Annotated in this window: 18 protein-coding genes; 4 read left to right on the top strand and 14 right to left on the bottom strand. The window is 74.4% G+C overall.

Features of this window, described 5'->3' with window-relative positions:
• Positions 1-83: 83 nt before the first annotated feature.
• On the bottom strand, positions 84-503 hold the full coding sequence (locus ACQP1P_RS11155) for an ankyrin repeat domain-containing protein (protein WP_433085653.1): 420 nt from the start codon (positions 501-503) through the stop codon (positions 84-86).
• Between the two features lie 75 nt (positions 504-578).
• Here ACQP1P_RS11155 and ACQP1P_RS11150 point away from each other — a divergent pair, with 75 nt between their 5' ends.
• Complete coding sequence (locus ACQP1P_RS11150) at positions 579-1,715, top strand: FAD-dependent monooxygenase (protein ID WP_433085651.1); 1,137 nt, start codon at positions 579-581, stop codon at positions 1,713-1,715.
• Between the two features lie 16 nt (positions 1,716-1,731).
• Positions 1,732-2,331, top strand: coding sequence for a hypothetical protein (locus ACQP1P_RS11145; RefSeq protein WP_433085649.1), 600 nt, complete (start codon positions 1,732-1,734; stop codon positions 2,329-2,331).
• A gap of 150 nt (positions 2,332-2,481) precedes the next feature.
• Here ACQP1P_RS11145 and ACQP1P_RS11140 read toward each other — a convergent pair whose 3' ends face one another.
• From ACQP1P_RS11140 to ACQP1P_RS11090, 11 genes are all read right to left on the bottom strand, one after another.
• Positions 2,482-4,440, bottom strand: a complete 1,959-nt coding sequence (locus ACQP1P_RS11140) for a discoidin domain-containing protein (protein WP_433085647.1) — start codon at positions 4,438-4,440, stop codon at positions 2,482-2,484.
• A gap of 245 nt (positions 4,441-4,685) precedes the next feature.
• A complete protein-coding gene (locus ACQP1P_RS11135) occupies positions 4,686-5,312 on the bottom strand; it encodes an alpha/beta hydrolase (protein ID WP_433085645.1) in 627 nt (208 codons plus the stop codon).
• The gene (locus tag ACQP1P_RS11130; RefSeq protein WP_433085643.1) at positions 5,309-6,403 is read right to left on the bottom strand and encodes an LLM class flavin-dependent oxidoreductase; all 1,095 of its coding nucleotides are present in this window, start codon (positions 6,401-6,403) and stop codon (positions 5,309-5,311) included. The genes ACQP1P_RS11135 and ACQP1P_RS11130 overlap by 4 nt, the downstream gene beginning before the upstream one ends.
• Positions 6,400-7,383 (bottom strand): ABC transporter ATP-binding protein, encoded by a 984-nt coding sequence (locus tag ACQP1P_RS11125; RefSeq protein WP_433085641.1) that lies wholly within the window; start codon positions 7,381-7,383, stop codon positions 6,400-6,402. Before ACQP1P_RS11125 ends, ACQP1P_RS11130 begins: the two co-directional genes overlap by 4 nt.
• On the bottom strand, positions 7,380-8,321 hold the full coding sequence (locus ACQP1P_RS11120; RefSeq protein ID WP_433085639.1) for an ABC transporter ATP-binding protein: 942 nt from the start codon (positions 8,319-8,321) through the stop codon (positions 7,380-7,382). Before ACQP1P_RS11120 ends, ACQP1P_RS11125 begins: the two co-directional genes overlap by 4 nt.
• Positions 8,305-9,090, bottom strand: coding sequence for an ABC transporter permease (locus tag ACQP1P_RS11115; protein ID WP_433085637.1), 786 nt, complete (start codon positions 9,088-9,090; stop codon positions 8,305-8,307). The genes ACQP1P_RS11120 and ACQP1P_RS11115 overlap by 17 nt, the downstream gene beginning before the upstream one ends.
• Positions 9,087-10,034: an ABC transporter permease gene (locus ACQP1P_RS11110; protein WP_433085635.1), complete on the bottom strand. Its 948-nt coding sequence runs from the start codon at positions 10,032-10,034 to the stop codon at positions 9,087-9,089. The genes ACQP1P_RS11115 and ACQP1P_RS11110 overlap by 4 nt, the downstream gene beginning before the upstream one ends.
• The gene (locus ACQP1P_RS11105; RefSeq protein WP_433085633.1) at positions 10,031-11,560 is read right to left on the bottom strand and encodes an ABC transporter substrate-binding protein; all 1,530 of its coding nucleotides are present in this window, start codon (positions 11,558-11,560) and stop codon (positions 10,031-10,033) included. The genes ACQP1P_RS11110 and ACQP1P_RS11105 overlap by 4 nt, the downstream gene beginning before the upstream one ends.
• A gap of 90 nt (positions 11,561-11,650) precedes the next feature.
• Positions 11,651-12,520, bottom strand: coding sequence for a hypothetical protein (locus ACQP1P_RS11100; RefSeq protein ID WP_433085631.1), 870 nt, complete (start codon positions 12,518-12,520; stop codon positions 11,651-11,653).
• Positions 12,517-12,954, bottom strand: a complete 438-nt coding sequence (locus ACQP1P_RS11095) for a cupin domain-containing protein (RefSeq protein WP_433085629.1) — start codon at positions 12,952-12,954, stop codon at positions 12,517-12,519. Before ACQP1P_RS11095 ends, ACQP1P_RS11100 begins: the two co-directional genes overlap by 4 nt.
• On the bottom strand, positions 12,951-13,361 hold the full coding sequence (locus tag ACQP1P_RS11090; protein WP_433085627.1) for an RrF2 family transcriptional regulator: 411 nt from the start codon (positions 13,359-13,361) through the stop codon (positions 12,951-12,953). Before ACQP1P_RS11090 ends, ACQP1P_RS11095 begins: the two co-directional genes overlap by 4 nt.
• Positions 13,362-13,463: 102 nt before the next feature.
• Here ACQP1P_RS11090 and ACQP1P_RS11085 point away from each other — a divergent pair, with 102 nt between their 5' ends.
• Positions 13,464-14,240, top strand: coding sequence for a hypothetical protein (locus ACQP1P_RS11085; RefSeq protein WP_433085625.1), 777 nt, complete (start codon positions 13,464-13,466; stop codon positions 14,238-14,240).
• Here the strand turns inward: ACQP1P_RS11085 and ACQP1P_RS11080 are convergent.
• Positions 14,209-14,772 carry a TetR/AcrR family transcriptional regulator gene (locus ACQP1P_RS11080; protein ID WP_433085623.1) on the bottom strand — a complete coding sequence of 188 codons (564 nt, stop codon included), beginning with the start codon at positions 14,770-14,772 and terminating at the stop codon, positions 14,209-14,211. The genes ACQP1P_RS11085 and ACQP1P_RS11080 overlap by 32 nt on opposite strands.
• A 151-nt stretch (positions 14,773-14,923) precedes the next feature.
• Here ACQP1P_RS11080 and ACQP1P_RS11075 point away from each other — a divergent pair, with 151 nt between their 5' ends.
• Positions 14,924-15,865, top strand: coding sequence for a hypothetical protein (locus ACQP1P_RS11075; RefSeq protein ID WP_433085621.1), 942 nt, complete (start codon positions 14,924-14,926; stop codon positions 15,863-15,865).
• A gap of 73 nt (positions 15,866-15,938) precedes the next feature.
• Here the strand turns inward: ACQP1P_RS11075 and ACQP1P_RS11070 are convergent, their stop codons facing one another.
• The gene (locus ACQP1P_RS11070) at positions 15,939-17,003 is read right to left on the bottom strand and encodes a sugar ABC transporter substrate-binding protein (RefSeq protein ID WP_433085619.1); all 1,065 of its coding nucleotides are present in this window, start codon (positions 17,001-17,003) and stop codon (positions 15,939-15,941) included.
• Positions 17,004-17,009: the final 6 nt, after the last annotated feature.

Raw genomic sequence — 17,009 nt, 5'->3', positions numbered from 1 at the left:
GCGAAGCGCGGGCTACCGGCCCGGGACCTGCTGGGCATCGCCCGCCGCCGCTGAGACCGGGCGAGACTCGCGCGAAGCGCGGGCTACCGGCCCGGGGCACCCGCCGCGTCCAGCAGTCGCAGGGTCGAACGGTGCCCGCCGGCCGCGGCCCACTGCGCCGCCGTGCGCCCGGTCCCGTGGTCCTCGCGCCGGTCCGGGTCGGCCCCGCCGGCGAGCAGCTCCCGCACGGCGTCGTCGTGCCCCCAGCACGCGGCCCCGCACAGCGGCAGCCCCTCCTCGCCGGTGCCGCTCTCCGCGTTCGGGTCGGCCCCGGCCGCCACGAGCACGCGCACGTTCTCGGCGCGGCCCTGCACGCCGGCGCGGTAGAGCGGCGTGCTGCCGTGCCGGTCGGGCATCCCGGGATCGGCCCCGGCGCGCAGCAGCGCCGCGACCTGCCGGGCATCGCCCCAGGCCACGGCGGCCATGAGCCGATCCTGCACCTTCTTGCGCCGTCGCCGGTTCATGCCGCTGACAGTAGCCGAGGGCGTTGTCAGCGGACCGGTCGTGGACTGTCAGCGGGGGCCGCGACCGTGAACGGCATGAAGCACACCACGGTTCTCATCTCCGGCGCCAGCATCGCCGGGCCGGCCCTCGCGTTCTGGCTCGCCCGCTACGGCTGCGACGTCACCGTCGTCGAGCGGGCCGCCGAGCTGCGCCTCGGCGGGCAGGCGGTCGACTTCAAGGGCGAGACGCACCGCACGGTGCTGGGGCGCATGGGGCTGCTCGACGAGGTCCGGGCGCGCCAGACCGGCGGGCACGACCAGACCATCGTCGACGAGCACGGCCGGGCGCTCGCGGTGATCCCCGGCGAGTTCACCGGCGGGGAGATCGAGATCACCCGGGGGGATCTGGCTTCCCTGCTGTACGAGCACACGCGCGACCGGTGCGAGTACGTCTTCGGCGACACGATCACGTCGCTGACCGAGGCCGGCGACAAGGTCCACGTCACCTTCGCCCGGGCCGCGCCGCGGTCGTTCGACATCGTCGTCGGCGCCGACGGCATCCACTCCAACGTCCGGCGGCTGGCCTACGGGCCCGAGGAGGACTACGTGCGGTTCCTCGGGCACTACTACGCGCTCGCCGGGCTCGGGACGCACGGCGACGCCGTGATGTACAACGAGCCGGGGCGCATGGTCGCGATCGGCGGCCCCAAGGCGCCCGCGTTCTTCGTGTTCAAGTCCCCGCAGCTGCGCTACGACCGCTACGACCCCGAGGCCGCGAAGCGGATCCTGCGCGAGGCCTACCGCGGCGCGAAGTGGCGCGTGCCGGAGCTGCTGGCGCGGCTCGACGGCGCCTCCGACGTCTACCTGGACTCGATCAGCCGCTCCGAGGTCCCGGCGTACGCCAAGGGGCGCGTCGTGCTGCTGGGCGACGCCGCGTACGGCAACACCCTCGGCGGCTTCGGCACCGGGCTCGCGGTCGTCGGCGCATACGTGCTCGCCGGCGAGCTGCGGGCCGCCGGCGGGGACCACCGCGCGGCGTTCGCGGCCTACGAGTCGGCATTGCGGGGCTACGCGAAGATCTCCGAGCGGGGCAACGCCGGCCCGTTCCTGGCTCCCCCGACCCGCGGCCGGATCGCGATGCGCAACTGGACGTTCCGCTCCCCGTGGCTGCTGGGGATGCTGCTGAAGCTGACGGACAAGTACGCCACGGGCATCGAACTCAAGCAGTACTGAGATAGCCTCCCGCGTCATGACGGAGATGCCGATCACCGCGCTCGATCTCACCGGGTTCGAGCCGTTCGAGCACGAGCAGATCGCCTGGCGCGACGCCGACGGGACGGCGCTGACGCTGCACTACTTCGAGCTGCCGCCGGACCTGCCCGCGCCGCTGGATGAGGTCGCGCGACTGCGGGCCGGGCGGGCCCGCAGCGCCGCGGAGGCGGGCGGCGGCCTCGTCGAGTGCGAGGTCGAGCCCGTCGACGGCGTCCCGGCCCTGCGGCAGATCATCAAACTCCCCCACTGGCAGGGGCACGGCCAGGTGTTCCTCGGCTCGTACACGATTCCCCGGGCGACCTGCAGCACCGTGATCAAGCTGCAGGCGCCCGAGTACGGCGATACCGGCATGCGCGAGGCGGTCATCGCGGCCCGGATCGGGTTCGAGGACTTCATCACGCCCTCGCCGTACGCGCCCGGCCTCACCGGCGGGCTGCCGTCGCACCGGGCGGACGACCCGCGCTACGACGAGGAGTTTCCGCAGCACCCGCTGTCGCTGGTCCGCGCGAAACTGGCCCGGCTCGGCCCCAGCATCCGCCTCGACGAGCGGTTCAAGGCGCTGCCCGCATTCGGCTGAGCCGCCGGCTCCGGGGCGGCGGGTGGCGGCCGGACGCCTGGCCGCCACCCGCCCTTTCGGGGGTGGTGCGTCTCGCCCCCCGGGTCCGCGCACCGGCCTTCGGCGGTGACCGGTGCGCGGACGTCGCGCGAGCTCGGCGGCGTGGGCCGCTCAGCCGTTGTAGACGCGGAACTCGGAGACCTGCCCGGCCGGCCAGCCCGTGTTCGCCGTGAAGGTCAGGCGCAGGTAGCGGGTCGTGACCGTGGACGGCAACGCGATCGTGACCGTGTTGCCGGTGGCGGGATCGAAGGTGTACCCGGCCGGGCCCACGATCGTCGAGAAGGTGCTGCCGTTCGTGCTGCCGCTCACCGACAGGGTCTGCGTGCGGGTCGCCCACGCGGACTGCGGCGGCAGGGTGAGCACGATCCGGCGGGTGGCCACGGCGCTGCCGAGGTCGACCTGCAGCCACTGCGGCCACGCGTTGTTCGCGCTCTCCCAGTAGGTGCCGGTGTTGCCGTCGACGGCGTTGCCGCTGCCGTACACCTGGGTGTGGCTGCTCTCCGCCGTCGGGCGGCCCGCGGCCAGGTTCGTGGTGTTGTTCGGCGGGGCCGTGGTCGTCGCGGTGACCGCGTTCGAGGCGCCGGAGGCGTTCCCGGCCGCGTCGAAGGCGGCGACGGTGAACGTGTACGCCGTCGAGGCGGTCAGGCCCGTCGCGGTGAAGGCCAGCGTGGTGGTGGTGCCGATGACGGTACCGCCCCGGCTGACGCGGTAGCCCGCGACGCCGACGTTGTCCGTGGCGGCGTTCCAGGCCAGGGCCACCGTCGTGTCCGTGGTGCCGGTGACGCGCAGGCTGCCGGGGACCGACGGCGCGGTCTGGTCCGGGCCGGTCGGGAACGGCACCGTGAACCGCGTCTCGGTCAGCGCGACCTGGCCCTTGAGCATCCGGCCGCCGTCGTTGGTGAGGCGCAGGTAGTAGTCCGACGAGCACGGGGTGCCGTCCTCGTCGAGGGCGCGCATGCCGGAGTTGGCCGGCTGCCACGCCGCGCTCTCGGCCGTCTTGGCGATCTGGTTGCCCTCGTTGAACTCGTCGAACATCGAGATGTAGACGCTCTTCACGCCGGCCCGGGTGTGGTTGTAGAACTGCCGCCACATGAGCTCGCCGTGGCGGCGGTGGCCGGCCGCGAGGTCGCCGGGGATGACGCACGGCTGGTAGTCGATGCCGCGGCCGCTGAGGTCGGCGAGGTCGCCCAGGACGCGGTTCTGGTAGAACCAGTCGGCGCCCGCGTTGTCGCTGATCCGGCCGACCATCCACGGGGAGACCATGTCGAAGGCGTGGTAGACGTCGATGAACCCGGCGCGCGAGTCGTCCGTGCCGAACCGCCAGTGCGTCGGCACCCCGCCGATGACGTAGCAGCCCTGGCCCTTGAACCAGTTGATGACGTCGAGGCAGGCGGCCGGGGCGAACGGGCGGCCGTCGTCGTTGAAGCCGAAGCCCCAGATGCACACGACGGGCTTGCCGTTCTGGCGGGCGTAGGCGGACGAGGCGGTGTGCGCGGCCATCTTGTTCGTCCAGTCGGCCTTGATCTCGTTCTGCATCGTCAGCCACCAGGTGACGTCGTACATGATGTAGAACTTCCGGCCGTAGGCCTCGGCCGCCGAGCGCACCTTCTGGGCCATGGCGTCGCGGGTCGCGCCTTCGCCGCCGTTGGGGTTGAAGCGCTGCAGGGCCGCGGTGTCGCATCCGTTCTGCTGCATCCAGCGGAAGTGGGTGTCGACGGTCTGCTGGTCGTAGGACGAGAAGAGGTTCGCCGGCTGGCCGTTGCCGAGGTTGGCGAAGTTGGTGCGGTACCCCTTCGTGAAGTCGCGCATGTCGGGCCAGCACGTGATCGAGCACGCGCCCGGGGCCGGGCTCTGCGACCAGTTGGGGCTGTAGTGCCACCAGCCGTTGATCGGGGCGCCGTCGCCGATGCAGGCGAACCAGCCCTGGTAGCCGACGGTGACCTTGCCGACCACGTCGCCGGGCGCGCTGGCGGCGAACGCGGTCGAGGCTCCCTCGACGGCGAGCGGCAGCGCACCGGCGGCGGCGCCGGCGAGGGACGTGGCGATGACGGAGCGGCGGGAAACTCCCATGTGGACTCCTCGGGTGTCACCCCGGCGACGGCCGGGCGCCCGCCGGGGTGCTCGGCGGGGGCCGGACGTGTCGGGGCATGGCGGGGAACGGGCCTGGGCGGGGCCCGCACACCGGCACTGAGCAGCTCACGCGGGTGGGGACGCGCGGTTGGCGGCGCTGACCAAATGTCGGCTTCTGGCGTGGAATCCTGCCAGCAGTCGCGCCTGTACCGCAATACTTCGATGTGTCGATCGCAATTTTTCGACTAGGCGGTCCAGGTCGACAAGGCCAGGATCGGCGCCGCGGCCGGGTCGGCGCGCAGGCGTTCGAGCCACTGCACCACGTGCGCGGCCACGGTGCGATGCGGGGCGTCGTTGAGCACGTCGTGACGCCCGTCGCGCACCACGACGAGCTCGGCCCGGGGCAGCCGCGCCGCGAGGGCCCGGGCCCCGGCGAGCGGGGCGACCGGGTCGGCGGCGCCGTGCAGGAGCAGCACCGGCACCTCGATCTTGACCGGGTCGACGGCCGCGGCGAGCTCCGGGGGGACCGGGGTGCTCAGCGCGCCGCGCGCGAAGCCGGTGTCACCCTCCAGCCGGTCCCGGTGCGCCGGGCACGCGGTGCGCGCCTCCAGCTCGTCCGCCCAGCGCAGGACGGGGGCCACGGGGGCGGGCTCCCAGGGTGTACCGACCGCGATGACCCCGGCCACGGGCAGCGCCGGCGCCGCGGCGAGCGCCGCGAGGGCGCCGGTGTCGGAGCCGACGAGCACCAGCGGGGCCTGGTCGCCGTCGCCGAGCTGGTATCCGCCGAACGCCAGCCGCCGCGCGAAGCGCTCGTAGACGCCGGGGTGCTCGCCGCGGCCCGGGTAGAGCCGCAGCGTGCCCCGCACCGTCACCGGACACCGACCAGGGACTCGCGGCGGGCCAGCTCCTGACGGACCAGCGGCAGCAGGTGCCGGCCGTAGTCGATGGCGTCGTCGAGCGGGTCGTAGCCGCGGATGAGCAGCGTGGTCACGCCCAGGTCCACGTAGTCCAGCAGGGCCTGGGCGACGGTCTCGGGCGTGCCGACGAGCGCGGTCGAGTTGCCGCCGGCCCCGGTCGCCCTGGCCGGCGCGGTCCACAGGGCCCGGTCGTGCAGGTCGCCCTTGGCCGCGGCGGCGAGCAGCCGCTGGGAGCCGGTGTTCTCCGGCTTGCCGTCGGTGCCCCAGGCGCGCCGGGGCCAGTCGGCGCGGCCGGTGGTGATGGTGTCGAGGATGGCGTGCGCGCGCTCCCAGGCCAGTTCCTCCGTCGGGCCCAGAATCGGGCGGAAGGAGACGCTGATGCCCGGCGGCTCGGCGCGCCCGGCGGCCTCGGCGGCGGCGCGGACCGAGGCGATCTGCTCGGCGGTCTCCCGCAGCGGCTCGCCCCACAGCGCGAAGGTGTCGGCGTGCTTGCCGCCGACGCGGTACGCGGCCGCCGAGGAGCCGCCGAAGTACAGCGGAATCCGGTGGGCCGGCTGGACGTGCGCGGCGAAGTCCTCGAAGCGGTAGTAGGTGCCCTCGTAGTCGAACGGCTCCGGCGAGGTCCACGCCCGGCGCAGGATCTCCAGGTACTCGTCCGTGCGCGCGTACCGCTCGTCCTTGCCCAGGTAGTCGCCGTCGCGGCGCTGCTCGTGGTCGTTGCCGCCGGTGATCGTGTGCACGGCGACGCGCCCGCCGGACAGCTGGTCGAGGGTGGCGAACGTGCGCGCGGCGAGGGTCGGCGCGACGAAGCCGGGGCGGTGCGCGACGAGCAGGCCGAGCCGCTCGGTGTGGGCGGCGACGTGCGCGGCGACCTGGCCGCCCTCGGGCCAGCCGGAGCCGTAGCCGATGAGGATCCGGTCGAAGCCGGCGTCCTCGTGGGCGCGGGCGAACCGGCGCGTGTAGGCGGGGTCGATCACCGGGCTGGAGGGCGCGTGGATCTCCGAGGCGTGCTGGGTGCCGATCATGCCGACGAACTCGACAGTCATGGCGTGAGGATCCTTTCGTCTCGCCAGGTCTTGGCGTGGTGGCAGGCGACCGCCCGACCGTCGTCCACAGTGGACAAGGACGGGACGATCGCGCAGGACTCGGTCGCGAAGGGGCAGCGGGCGGCGTACGAGCAGCCGCCCGGAAGGCCGGGCCCCTCGCCGCGCAGGGCGGCGGCCGGGATCGGGCGCTCCCGGCGCAGGCTGGGCGCGGAGGCGGCCAGCAGCGCCGTGTACGGATGGTGCGGGGTGGTGAGCACCTCGCCGATCGGGCCGTGCTCGACCAGCCGGCCGCCGTAGAGCACCGCGACCCGGTCCGCGATGCCCGCGAGCGAGCTCAGGTCGTGCGAGATGACCACGAGCGTGACGCCGGAGTCGCGCAGGCCGGCGAGCAGGCGCAGGACGTGGTTGCGGCTGGAGGCGTCCAGCGCGGACACCGGCTCGTCGCACAGCAGCAGGCGCGGGCCGACGGCGAGGGCGCGGGCGAGCAGGACGCGCTGGCGCTGCCCGCCCGAGATCTGCCCGGGCCGGCGTCCGGCCAGGCCCTCGTCGAGGCCGACCCGGGCCAGGGCCGCCGCGACCCGCGCCGCGACCCCCGCCGGGTCCACCCCCGCGACCGCGAGCCCCTCCCCCACGATGGTGGCGACGGTGTGCTGCGGATCGAGGGCGCGCAGCGGGTCCTGGAAGACGTACTGCAGCGCCCCGGTGCGCCGCCACGAGCGCAGCGCGCGGCCGCGCAGGCCGGTCAGCTCGGTGCCGCCGAGGGTGACGCGTCCACTGTGGACCGGGGCCAGCCCGGCCACGGCCCGGGCCAGGGTGGTCTTGCCGGAGCCGGTCTCGCCGATGACGCCCAGGATCTCGCCCTCGCGCACGGACAGCGTGACACCGTCCAGGACTCGGCGGCCGGAGTACTCGACCACGAGATCATCGATCGTGAGCAGCGCGCTCGTGCCGGCCCCTGCGCCGCGCTCCGGGCCGCTCATGCCGCGACCCGGTGGCAGCGGACCGACCGGTTGCCCACTGTGGACAGTGGGACCGGCTCGGCGCACGCGTCGGTGGCGACGGGGCAGCGCGGCGCGAAGCGGCACCCGGTCATCACGGCGCCGGGCTCGGGCGGATGGCCCGGGATCACCTCGAGCGTGCGCCGGCTCCAGTCGCCGAGGGAGGCGACGCGCAGCAGGGCCTCGGTGTAAGGGTGCCGCGGGTTCGCGATGACCTCGGCCGTCGGCCCCTGCTCGACGATCTCGCCGGCGTAGAAGACCGCGACCCGGTCGCAGACCTCGGCGACGACGGCGAGGTCGTGGCTGACGAGCAGCAGGGCCAGGCCGCGGCTCTCCCGCAGCCGGCCCAGCAGGTCGAGGACCTCCGCCTGCACGGCCGGGTCGAGGGCGGTGGTGGCCTCGTCGGCCACGAGCAGCTCCGGCTCCCCCGCGACCGCGATGGCGATCAGGGCACGCTGGAGCATGCCGCCGGAGAGCTCGTGCGGGTACTGCCGGTACACGGCCTCGGCCCGGCGCAGGCCCATGGCCGCGAGCAGGTCCACGGCCGCGGCCCGGGTCGCCCGGCGGGGCAGGCCGCGCTTGAGGCGCAGCTGCTCGGCAAGCTGGCGGCCGATGGTGAGCGACGGGTTGAGGTACGACGCCGGGTCCTGGAAGACGGCGGCGATCCGGCTCCCCCGCACCCGGTCCCACCCCCTGCGGTCCAGGGCGGTGAGGTCGGTCCCGGCGAGCGTGACCCGGCCGGCGGACACGGCGACGCCGGGCGGAAGGACGCCGAGGACGGCGCGGCAGGTGAGGGTCTTGCCGGAGCCGGACTCGCCGACCAGGCCCAGCGACTCCCCCCGGTGCAGGGCCAGCGACACGTTCCGCACGGCCGCGACCGCGCCCGGGACGGTCACACTCAGGTCATCCACGCGCAGCATTGAGGTTCCTGTCGTCGGCGAGCGTGTTGAGCGCGGCCACGGTCAGCGCGATCAGGGCGGCCGGGATGAGCGGCGCCCACGGCTGCTGGGCCAGGAATCCGAGGTCACTGGCGAGCACCCCGCCCCACGTCGGCGCGGGCGGCTGGACGCCGATGCCGAGGAACGTCAGCGAAGACACCGCCAGCAGCGCCCCGCCGGTGGCCTGGGCGGCGGTGACGGCCACGGTCGGCAACACCTTGCCCCACACGTGGGTGCGCAGGATCCGGGTCCGGGAGGCGCCGAAGAGCGCGGCCGCCTCGACGTACTGGGCCCGGGTCAGGCTCAGCCCCGCGGCCCGGGTGACCCGGAAGAACAGCGGCGCGAACAGCATGCCGATCGCGACCATCGCCTGGGGCAGGCCGTTGCCGAGGATGCCGGTGACGGCGACCGCGAACACGATGAACGGCAGGGTCATGAGCGCGTCGGCGGCCCGCAGCAGCACCCACTCCACGCCCCGGCCCAGCCACAGCGAGGCGAGGCCGGGCGCGACGCCGAGCAGCAGCCCCACCCCGACGCTCTCGATCGCGGCGACGACCGTGGTGCCGGTGCCGGCGATGAGGCGGCTGAGCACGTCGCGGCCGAGGTAGTCGGTGCCGAGCGGGTGCGTCCAGGACAGCCCGCGCAGCGCCAGCTCCGGGTCCTGGTGCAGGGGGTCGTGCGGGGTGAGGTACCCGCCCGCGACGGCGAGCACCCCGACGACGCCGAGCGCGGCGAGCGCCAGCCGGTTCATGCCCGCCGCCCCTGCGGGGTGAGCCGCCCCAGCGCCAGGTTCACCAGCGTGTTGCACACCAGCACCACGGTCACGGTGACGAGCAGGGTGCCCTGGATGAGCGGCACGTCGTGCTGGGCCGCGGCCTGCAGGGCCAGCTGGGCCAGGCCCGGCAGGTTGAAGATCTTCTCGGTGACCACGGCGCCGCCGAGCACCATCGGCACGCCGAGGCCGAGCACGGTCAGCGCCGGCCCGGCGGCGTTGCGCAGCGCGTGGCGCAGGAGCACCCGGCGGGCGCCGAGGCCGCGCACCACGGCGCCGGTCACGTAGTTCTCGCCGAGCTGCGCCACGAGCGAGGTGCGCAGCTGCCGGGCGATGGACGCGGCGGTGTCGAGGCTGAGCGCGAGCGCCGGCAGGATCGCGAAGCGCAGCCACGGCCCGAGCCCGTGCTCCGGGCCGACGTACCCGCCCGCGGGCAGCAGGTCGAGCAGCACCGCGAAGACCACGACGAGCCCGATGCCGAGCGCGAACGGCGGCAGGGTGCCCAGGGCCGAGGCGGCGAACGTGATCGCGCGGTCGAGCCGGCTGTCGCGGCGCAGGGCGGCGGCGATCCCGGCCCCGCCGCCGATGAGCACGGCCAGCAGCACCGCCAGGGCGGCCAGGGACAGGTCGACCGGCAGGGCCGCGAAGATGCTGTCGGCGACCGGGATCGTGGTGAAGTACGAGCGGCCCAGATCGCCGCTCAGCGCGTGCGCGAGCCACTCGAGGTACCGCAGCGGCAATGGCTTGTCGAGCCCGAACTCGTGACGCATCCGGGCGATGTCGGCCGGCGTCGCGGTCTCCCCGAGCACGGCCGCCGCCGGGTTGCTCGGCGACAGCGCCCCCAGGCCGAACGTGATCAGCGACGAGAACAGGAACACCACGACCGGGACGGCGACGGCGGCCACGAGCGCCCGGACCTTCACGCCACGCTCACCCCCTCGAAGCGCTGCACGACCGTGTACTCGGGGATCGCCGACACGTTCGCCCGGCGCGCGAGGATGCGCGGGACGGTGTAGAGGAACACGTTGGACATGCCGCGCACCGCGACCGCCGTGGCCTCCTGCAGCACCGTGGGGTAGGCCGGGTCGTCCAGCGGCGTGCGGCTCACCCTGGCCAGCGCGTCGGCGAGCTCCGGCGGCTGGACGCGGCCCGGGTTCATCAGCCCCTCCTTGCCGAAGAGCACCTGGAAGGCCTGCACGGCCGCGTCCCGCCCGGCGAACTGGTCGACGAAGAGGGCGCGGGAGTGCTGGACGTAGACCAGCTGCGTCGCCTGCGCGGCCGGGATGACCTCGATGGTGGGCCGGAACCCGGCCGCCTGCAGCTGCGACTGGAGCTGCTCGGGCACGCCCGCCGCGGCCGAGGTGGTGATGACGACGTCGACGGGCGCGCCGCCGTAGGTCGACTCGGCCAGCAGCTGCCGGGCCTTCTCCGGGTTGTGGGCGTAGACGCCCTCCAGCGCCGGGTTGTAGCCCGCGTAGCCCTTGGGGAACGGCTGGTAGGCGACCTCGCCGTGGCCGAACTGGGCGGTCTTGAGCAGCGCGGCGCGGTCGACGGCGTAGCGCAGCGCCTCGGCCACCTTCGGGTCGTCGAACGGCTTCTTGGCGATGTTCACGTCGAGCACGGCCACGACGAGCGACGGGATCACCTGCACCGTCAGCCCGGCCGCCTTCGCCGCCTCGACCTGCGAGCCGGGGATCTGGGCGACGTCGTACTGCCCCGACTGCAGTGCCGCGACGACGGTGGCCGCCTCGGGCAGCGGGTAGGCCTCGAAGCGCTCCAGCTTGATGCTCGCCGCGTCCCAGTAGGCCGGGTTGCGGGCCAGCACCGCCTTCGCGTTCTGGGTGTAGGACGTGAGCGTGAACGGCCCGGCCCCGACCGGCCGGGTGGCGAGGGCGGCGGCGTCGGCCTCGAAGGCCGCCGGGCTCACGATCATGCCGGTCTTGCCCGCGAGGAGGTTGGGGATCTGGAAGTCGGGCGCGGCGAGGCGCAGGGTCACCGTGGTCGCGTCGGGCGCGGCGATCTCCCGGACGTTGACCAGCTGCGGCCCGACCAGCGACTTGGGGAAGTCCCGGCCGCGCTCGAGGCTCTTGCGGACCGCGGTGGCGTCCAGCGCGGTGCCGTCGCTGAAGGTGAGGCCGGGCCGCAGCGTGAACGTCACCTCGGTGCCGTCGGCGTTGTACTTCCAGCCGGTCGCGAGCGCCGGGACCGCGTTGCCGCGCTCGTCGAGCTTGGTCAGGCCGGCGTAGACCAGCGACAGCACGTGCACGTCCCAGCCGGCCGACGAGGTGACCGGGTCCCAGCTCGTGGTGAGCGCCCAGCCCCACTTGAGCGTGCCGCCGGCCCCGCCGGTGCCGGGGCCGGCGGTTCCGTCGCCGCACGCGGCGAGCAGCGTGGCGCCGCCCAGTGCGGCACCGAGACCGAGGAATGACCGGCGGCTCAGATGCGTCATGGGCCCAGCATGAGATCGACGCCAAGAGACGTCAATAGCCATCGGGATGTGTCCTATATTTCGAGACCAATCCGATGGGGTCAGTATGATTTAGCGCGCTCGTGTGGCAGGATGGGTCGCGGCCTCGCCCGGGTCCAGGAACACGGGTCCGCCCGGCGTGTCCACCACGACGGCTCCCTCCGGCGCGGTCTCGACGCCCAGCAGCAGCCGGGTCTCCGGCTTCGTCAGGCTGCGATGGGCCCGCAGGTCCCGCCTCGCGAACGGCCGCACGCAACCGGGCGCGACCGACTCGGCCGCCTCCAGGTAACACTCCAGCGCTCGCCAGCCGGGCACGGCCGCGCGGCCGCCCGGGCCTTCGAACACCAGGGTCGGGAAGGCGTACCGCAGCCCGCCCACGGCCTCCTTGGCCGCCCCCGGGTGCGGGCCGCCCGCGCACAGCCCGACGACCTCGGGCACCGGACGGCGGCACTCGCGGAAGTCCCGGGCGGCCGCGCGGACGGTGCGCGGCGAGTGCAGGTCGGCCGCGAGGCGGTCGCGGTCCAGCCCCGGCACGCCGTCGACGGCCGCGAGGGCGCGCTCCTCGGTGTCGGCCGGCTCCCCCAGCACGAAGAACGTCTCGCGCAGCCGCCGCAGCACCCGGTCGGCGACCTCGTCGCCCTGCCAGCCCGCGGCGGTGGCGACCCGGGAGGAGGGCACGCTGGAGCGGGCGACCCGCTCGAGGGCCGCGGGCCAGGGTGCGCCGGTGTGCCCGGCGATGTCCTGGACGTGGCGGTGGTACCACGCCGTCTCCGCCGCCTCGTCCGGCGCGGGATCGTCGCCGGGGTGGAACAGGATGCCGAACACCCGCCGCCAGCCCGCCGGGGCCAGGGCGGCCCGCAGATAGCGGAACGACGGCTCCGAGCCCCACGCCCACGGGCACATGGGGTCGGTGTACTCGACGACCGCGAGCCCCTCGCTCACGGACGCTCGACCGGCGCCCACAGGCTCGGCAGGTTGACCACGACACCCTCCTGGCTGCTGCGGGCGATGACGACGACGGCCTCCTCCGCGCCCGGGTTCTCCTCGCGGTGCGGCACGTAGGGCGGGACGAAGATGTAGTCGCCCGGCCCGGCCTCCAGCCGGATCTCCTCGCCGCCCTCGGCCGCGTCCTTGGCGAACACGAAGACCGGGTGGCCGGAGACCACGTAGATGGCCGTCTCGGCCTCGCCGTGGTGGTGGTCGCCCGAGCTGGTGGCCGGGGCCACGTGGGTGCGGCCCATCCACAGCTTCTCCGAGCCGACGGTCTTGCCGGAGATCGCCTCCAGCCGGGTCATGCCCGAGGTCTGGCCGGTGTCGCCGGTCAGCTCGGCGCCGCGGATGTGCCGCAGCGGGGCGTGCCAGTGCTCGTCGCTCATCGCAGGGCTCCCTCGGGTTCGCGCACCAGGTCGGCGACGGTCGTGCCGGTCAGGATCTCCTCGGTGCGGGCCTGGATCTCGCGCCACACGGCGGCCACGGCGGGCGCGCGGCGCGGGTCGTCGTCGGGGCCCTCGCCGTGCACGCTGAGCAGCTCGCCGTCGACTGCCGCGACCGCCTCGGCGAGGGTGATGGACTCGGCCGGCCGGCCCAGCCAGTAGCCGCCCTCGCAGCCGCGCTGGCTGCGCACGAGCCCGGCCCGGCGCAGGTCACGCAGGACGGCCTTGAGGAAACGGAAGGGAATGTGCTGCTCGGCGGCGATCGCCTCGCAGACCAGGGGGCGGCTCGGGTCGGCGGCGAGGCCGGCCAGCGCGCGGATCGCATAGTCCGCCTTCGCCGAGATGCGCATCCTCAAACCATACCAACGGACTCTGGTTTAGAGCGAATGAGCGCCGGTGACCTTTTGTCCGATTTGTCGTTGAGTCGGGCAGACACGAGACGGGAGCTTCGAATGAACCGCAGGAGCCTGCTGCTGGCGGCCGGCGCCGTCGGCGTCACGACCGTGGTCGGGGGCGCGGGCGCGGCCGCCGCGATCGCCGCCGGCGACCCCGAGGGCAGCCGCACGCCCCGGCCGATGCTGACCTGGGAACTGGTCGGCGGCTTCGTCCCGGCCGGCTGGAACGCGCTGCGGGCGCCGCGCCTGGTCGCCTACGACGACGGCGTGCTCATCACCGACGCGGGCAAGCGGCTGCGCATCGGCCAGGGCGAGGTGCGCTCCCTGCGCAACCACGCGACCACGGTGCTGCGCGACCCGGCCAACGCCCGCCGCCGCCCCGGCGCCCCGATGATCGCCGACGTGCCGTCGACGGTGTTCACGGCGCGCACGAACGGGCGCAAGTTCAGCCTGCGGTTCGAGGGCCTCGAGGAGACGCGGCGCGACCGGGCCTACCCGACGCCGGCGTACTCCCTGCTGGACCACTGCACCCAGCTGCTCGACCGGGTGAACCGCGCCGGCACGGCCTGGCACCCCGACGCCGTCCGCATGATCGTCGTGCTCCTGGACGCGGCCCAGCCCGTCACGACGCCGGTGCGGCCGTGGCCGGCGGGCGTGCCGGTGCCGCAGTTGCGCAAGAACGAGTTCCTGGCCCAGCAGGACCTGCGCGACCGCCAGGCCCGCGCCCTCCAGCGGGCCGTGCCGCACTCCGACACGGTCCAGTGGCCGGTCTTCCGGCTCCCGGACGGCCGGCGCGCCCAGATCAACTGGCGCTTCCTGCTGCCCCACGAATAGCCTTCAGGGTCTGCACCAGCACCCGGTACGTCACCTCGACGTCCTGGCCCATCTGGAACCCGGTGCGCAGCACCGCGAAGCCGTGCAGCGCGGCCCGCAGCACGCGGGTCGCGTGCACCACCTGGTCGTCGCTGAGGTCGTAGCCCTTGAACACGGCGAAGACGACGGCGAGGAAGCGATCGGCCGCGGCCGTGACCCCCGGGTCCGGGTCGATACGCTGGGGCATGAACGCGTAGCGGTGCGGGCACCGGGTGACGTAGTCGCGGTAGGCGAACGCGAGCGCCTCGAGCGCCGCGTCGCCGCTGCGGCCGAGGATGGCCGCGGTCGCCTCGGCGGTGAACTCGTCGATGATGCGCACGGCGAGCAGCGCGCGCAGCTCGGGCAGGCCGGCGACGTGCTTGTAGAGCGAGGGCGTCGCCACCCCGCACTCCCCCGCCACGGCCGCGAGCGTCAACGCCTCCGGGCCGCCGGCGTCGACCACGCGCAGCGCGGCCTCGACGACGGCGGCGGGGCTGAGCCCGGCCCTAGGCACCGGTCACCCCGGCCATCCGAATGCACATAGCCCCAAAGCTAACTCGATTAGCCTGGCCGGTCAAGCCGCCGCTTCCATCCGCACGGCCGCACGAGCGCCGGCCCGCCCCGCGCCCCGTGCCGGGCCGGGCGCGGCACAGTAGGGTGCGGGGATGGGCGCACTCGCACAGGCCGGACGGGACTATCGCGCGCACCGGCCGATCTCGCTGCTCGGCGGCCGGCTGACGGTGACGCTGCCCGAGGGGGCGCGGGCCGAGGCGCGCGGCCAGTCGCTCATGGGCGTGGCCGCCACCGAGCAGGCCGAGACCCGGGTCCTGCTCGACCTCGACGGCGAGCGCCTGGTGCTGCTCGCGTCCGAGCTCTTCCGCGTCGTCCAGGGCGACCTGCGGCCGGCGATCGCGGCCGTCGCCCAGACCTGGCAGCTGCCCGCGGGGCAGCGGCTCGTGCCGCTCGACACCGCGGCCGAGACGGTCGCCTACGGCTACTTCCCGCTCGACTCCCTCCGCCGGGCCGTGCCGATCGCGGACGCCTTCGTGCGCACGGCGGATGCGGCAGTCGTACGCGTCCAGCTCTTCGTCTCCCCCAACGCCGCCGACGACCGCGAGGGCCTGACCGAGCTGGCGACCCGCGTCCTGGGCACGCTCGATCGCGGCGAACGCACCCTGGCCGCGGGGGCCGGCGAGCGCGTGCTGACGAGCCTCGACGGCGAGAAGATCCTGACCCTGGCGGCGCCGGAGGGCTGGGTGGCGTACCAGGAGCCCGGCCTCTCCTTCGTCGTGCTCCGCCTGTTCCGCCTGACCCCGCTGGGCGGCCCGTTCGCGTCGCTCACCCTGTATCGCGGCAGCGCCCCGTCGCTCGTCCACGAGCGCTTCCCGGCCGACGCGGTCACCCGCTCCGGCGGCCGGCTCCTGGGCCTGCCGACCGACTGGATCCACGTGCACACCGGGATCGGCGGGACGTCGGCGGTGCACATGCGCGAGGCGCTCGTCGAGGACGGCTCGGGCCAGTTCGTGCACGCCCTGGCCGAGACGGACGACCCCGCCTTCGAGCCCGAGATCGACGCGCTCCTCGGCTCGATCGTCCGCGCCGGCTGAGCGAAAAGCGTCCGCGCCGGCTGAGCGAAAGCGTCCGCGCCGGCTTCCGGGCCGGGCCGCGGCCGGGCGGGACTCAGCCGATGCCGGCCGCTCGGCACGCGTCGGCGTACTGGCCCGCGCACAGAGCACCCGGCGTCACGAACCCGTCCTTGATCACGGTACCGGCGATCGTCTCCTTCGTGACGGCCACCGGGTCGAGCAGGATCGACGGCACCTGACCGGCCCCGTTGTCCACAGTGGACGTCCCCGGGGGCCGGCGCCCGCGCACCAGGTCGTCGGCCAGGGCCGCGGCCGCCTCCGCCTCGGCGCGGATCGCCTTGTAGACCGTCATGTACTGCTCACCGACCAGGATCCGTTGCAGCGCCGCGGTCTCGGCGTCCTGCCCGGTCACCGGGACCGCCGGCATCCCGGCCGCCTTCATGGCCGCGATCGCCGCGCCCGCGGTGCCGTCGTTGGCCGCGTACACGCCGACGATCGTGCGCCCGCGCAGCGTCGGCAGGATGCCCGCCGTCCAGGCCCTCGCGTTGTCCGGGTTCCACTCGGCGGTGTCGGACTCGGCCGCCACCTTCACCTTGCCGTCCAGCCCGGCGTGCGCGCCCTGCTTGAACAGCGTCGCGTTGTTGTCGGTCGGCGAGCCGTTGATCCACAGGATCTCGCCCTGCGACGCCTTCGGGCCGAGCGCGGTCAGCAGCGCCTGGGCCTGCAGCGCGCCCACCTTCGCGTTGTCGAAGGAGATGTAGTAGTCGACCGCGGTCTTCAGCACGAGCCGGTCGTAGGAGATGACGGGCACCCCGCGGTTGCTGGCCTCGGTCACGATCTCGCCCGCCGCGACGCTGTCGACCGGGGTCAGCACGAGCACCTTCGCGCCCTGGTCGAGCGCGTCCTTCGCCTGCTGCAGCTGGGTCGCGGCGTTCTGCTCGGCGTTGCGGTAGTCCACGGTGCAGCCGGGGCACAGCTCGGAGAGCTTCTGGGCGAAGTACGGCTGGTCGCCGGCCTCGTAGCGGCTCGCCTTGCGCTCGGGCAGCAGCAGCGCCACCCGCACGGCGGGGCCGCCCCCGGTCGCGTCGGTCTTGAGGGTCTCGGTGCAGCCCGACGCGAGCAGGGCGACGGCGAGTACGGCGGCGAAAGCTCTACGCATCAGGGA

Source organism: Dactylosporangium sp. CA-052675, assembly GCF_050947935.1.
GTDB lineage: Bacteria > Actinomycetota > Actinomycetes > Mycobacteriales > Micromonosporaceae > Dactylosporangium.
This window is presented reverse-complemented; position numbering and strand designations above follow the sequence as displayed.

Excerpts from the sequence above, each read along its gene's own strand:
- ACQP1P_RS11155 (WP_433085653.1), bottom strand. The coding sequence starts at position 503 with ATGAACCGGCGACGGCGCAAGAAGGTGCAGGATCGGCTCATGGCCGCC.
- ACQP1P_RS11150 (WP_433085651.1), top strand. The coding sequence starts at position 579 with ATGAAGCACACCACGGTTCTCATCTCCGGCGCCAGCATCGCCGGGCCG.
- ACQP1P_RS11145 (WP_433085649.1), top strand. The coding sequence starts at position 1,732 with ATGACGGAGATGCCGATCACCGCGCTCGATCTCACCGGGTTCGAGCCG.
- ACQP1P_RS11140 (WP_433085647.1), bottom strand. The coding sequence starts at position 4,440 with ATGGGAGTTTCCCGCCGCTCCGTCATCGCCACGTCCCTCGCCGGCGCC.
- ACQP1P_RS11130 (WP_433085643.1), bottom strand. The coding sequence starts at position 6,403 with ATGACTGTCGAGTTCGTCGGCATGATCGGCACCCAGCACGCCTCGGAG.
- ACQP1P_RS11125 (WP_433085641.1), bottom strand. The coding sequence starts at position 7,383 with ATGAGCGGCCCGGAGCGCGGCGCAGGGGCCGGCACGAGCGCGCTGCTC.
- ACQP1P_RS11120 (WP_433085639.1), bottom strand. The coding sequence starts at position 8,321 with ATGCTGCGCGTGGATGACCTGAGTGTGACCGTCCCGGGCGCGGTCGCG.
- ACQP1P_RS11115 (WP_433085637.1), bottom strand. The coding sequence starts at position 9,090 with ATGAACCGGCTGGCGCTCGCCGCGCTCGGCGTCGTCGGGGTGCTCGCC.
- ACQP1P_RS11105 (WP_433085633.1), bottom strand. The coding sequence starts at position 11,560 with ATGACGCATCTGAGCCGCCGGTCATTCCTCGGTCTCGGTGCCGCACTG.
- ACQP1P_RS11095 (WP_433085629.1), bottom strand. The coding sequence starts at position 12,954 with ATGAGCGACGAGCACTGGCACGCCCCGCTGCGGCACATCCGCGGCGCC.
- ACQP1P_RS11090 (WP_433085627.1), bottom strand. The coding sequence starts at position 13,361 with ATGCGCATCTCGGCGAAGGCGGACTATGCGATCCGCGCGCTGGCCGGC.
- ACQP1P_RS11085 (WP_433085625.1), top strand. The coding sequence starts at position 13,464 with ATGAACCGCAGGAGCCTGCTGCTGGCGGCCGGCGCCGTCGGCGTCACG.
- ACQP1P_RS11075 (WP_433085621.1), top strand. The coding sequence starts at position 14,924 with ATGGGCGCACTCGCACAGGCCGGACGGGACTATCGCGCGCACCGGCCG.
- ACQP1P_RS11070 (WP_433085619.1), bottom strand. The coding sequence starts at position 17,003 with ATGCGTAGAGCTTTCGCCGCCGTACTCGCCGTCGCCCTGCTCGCGTCG.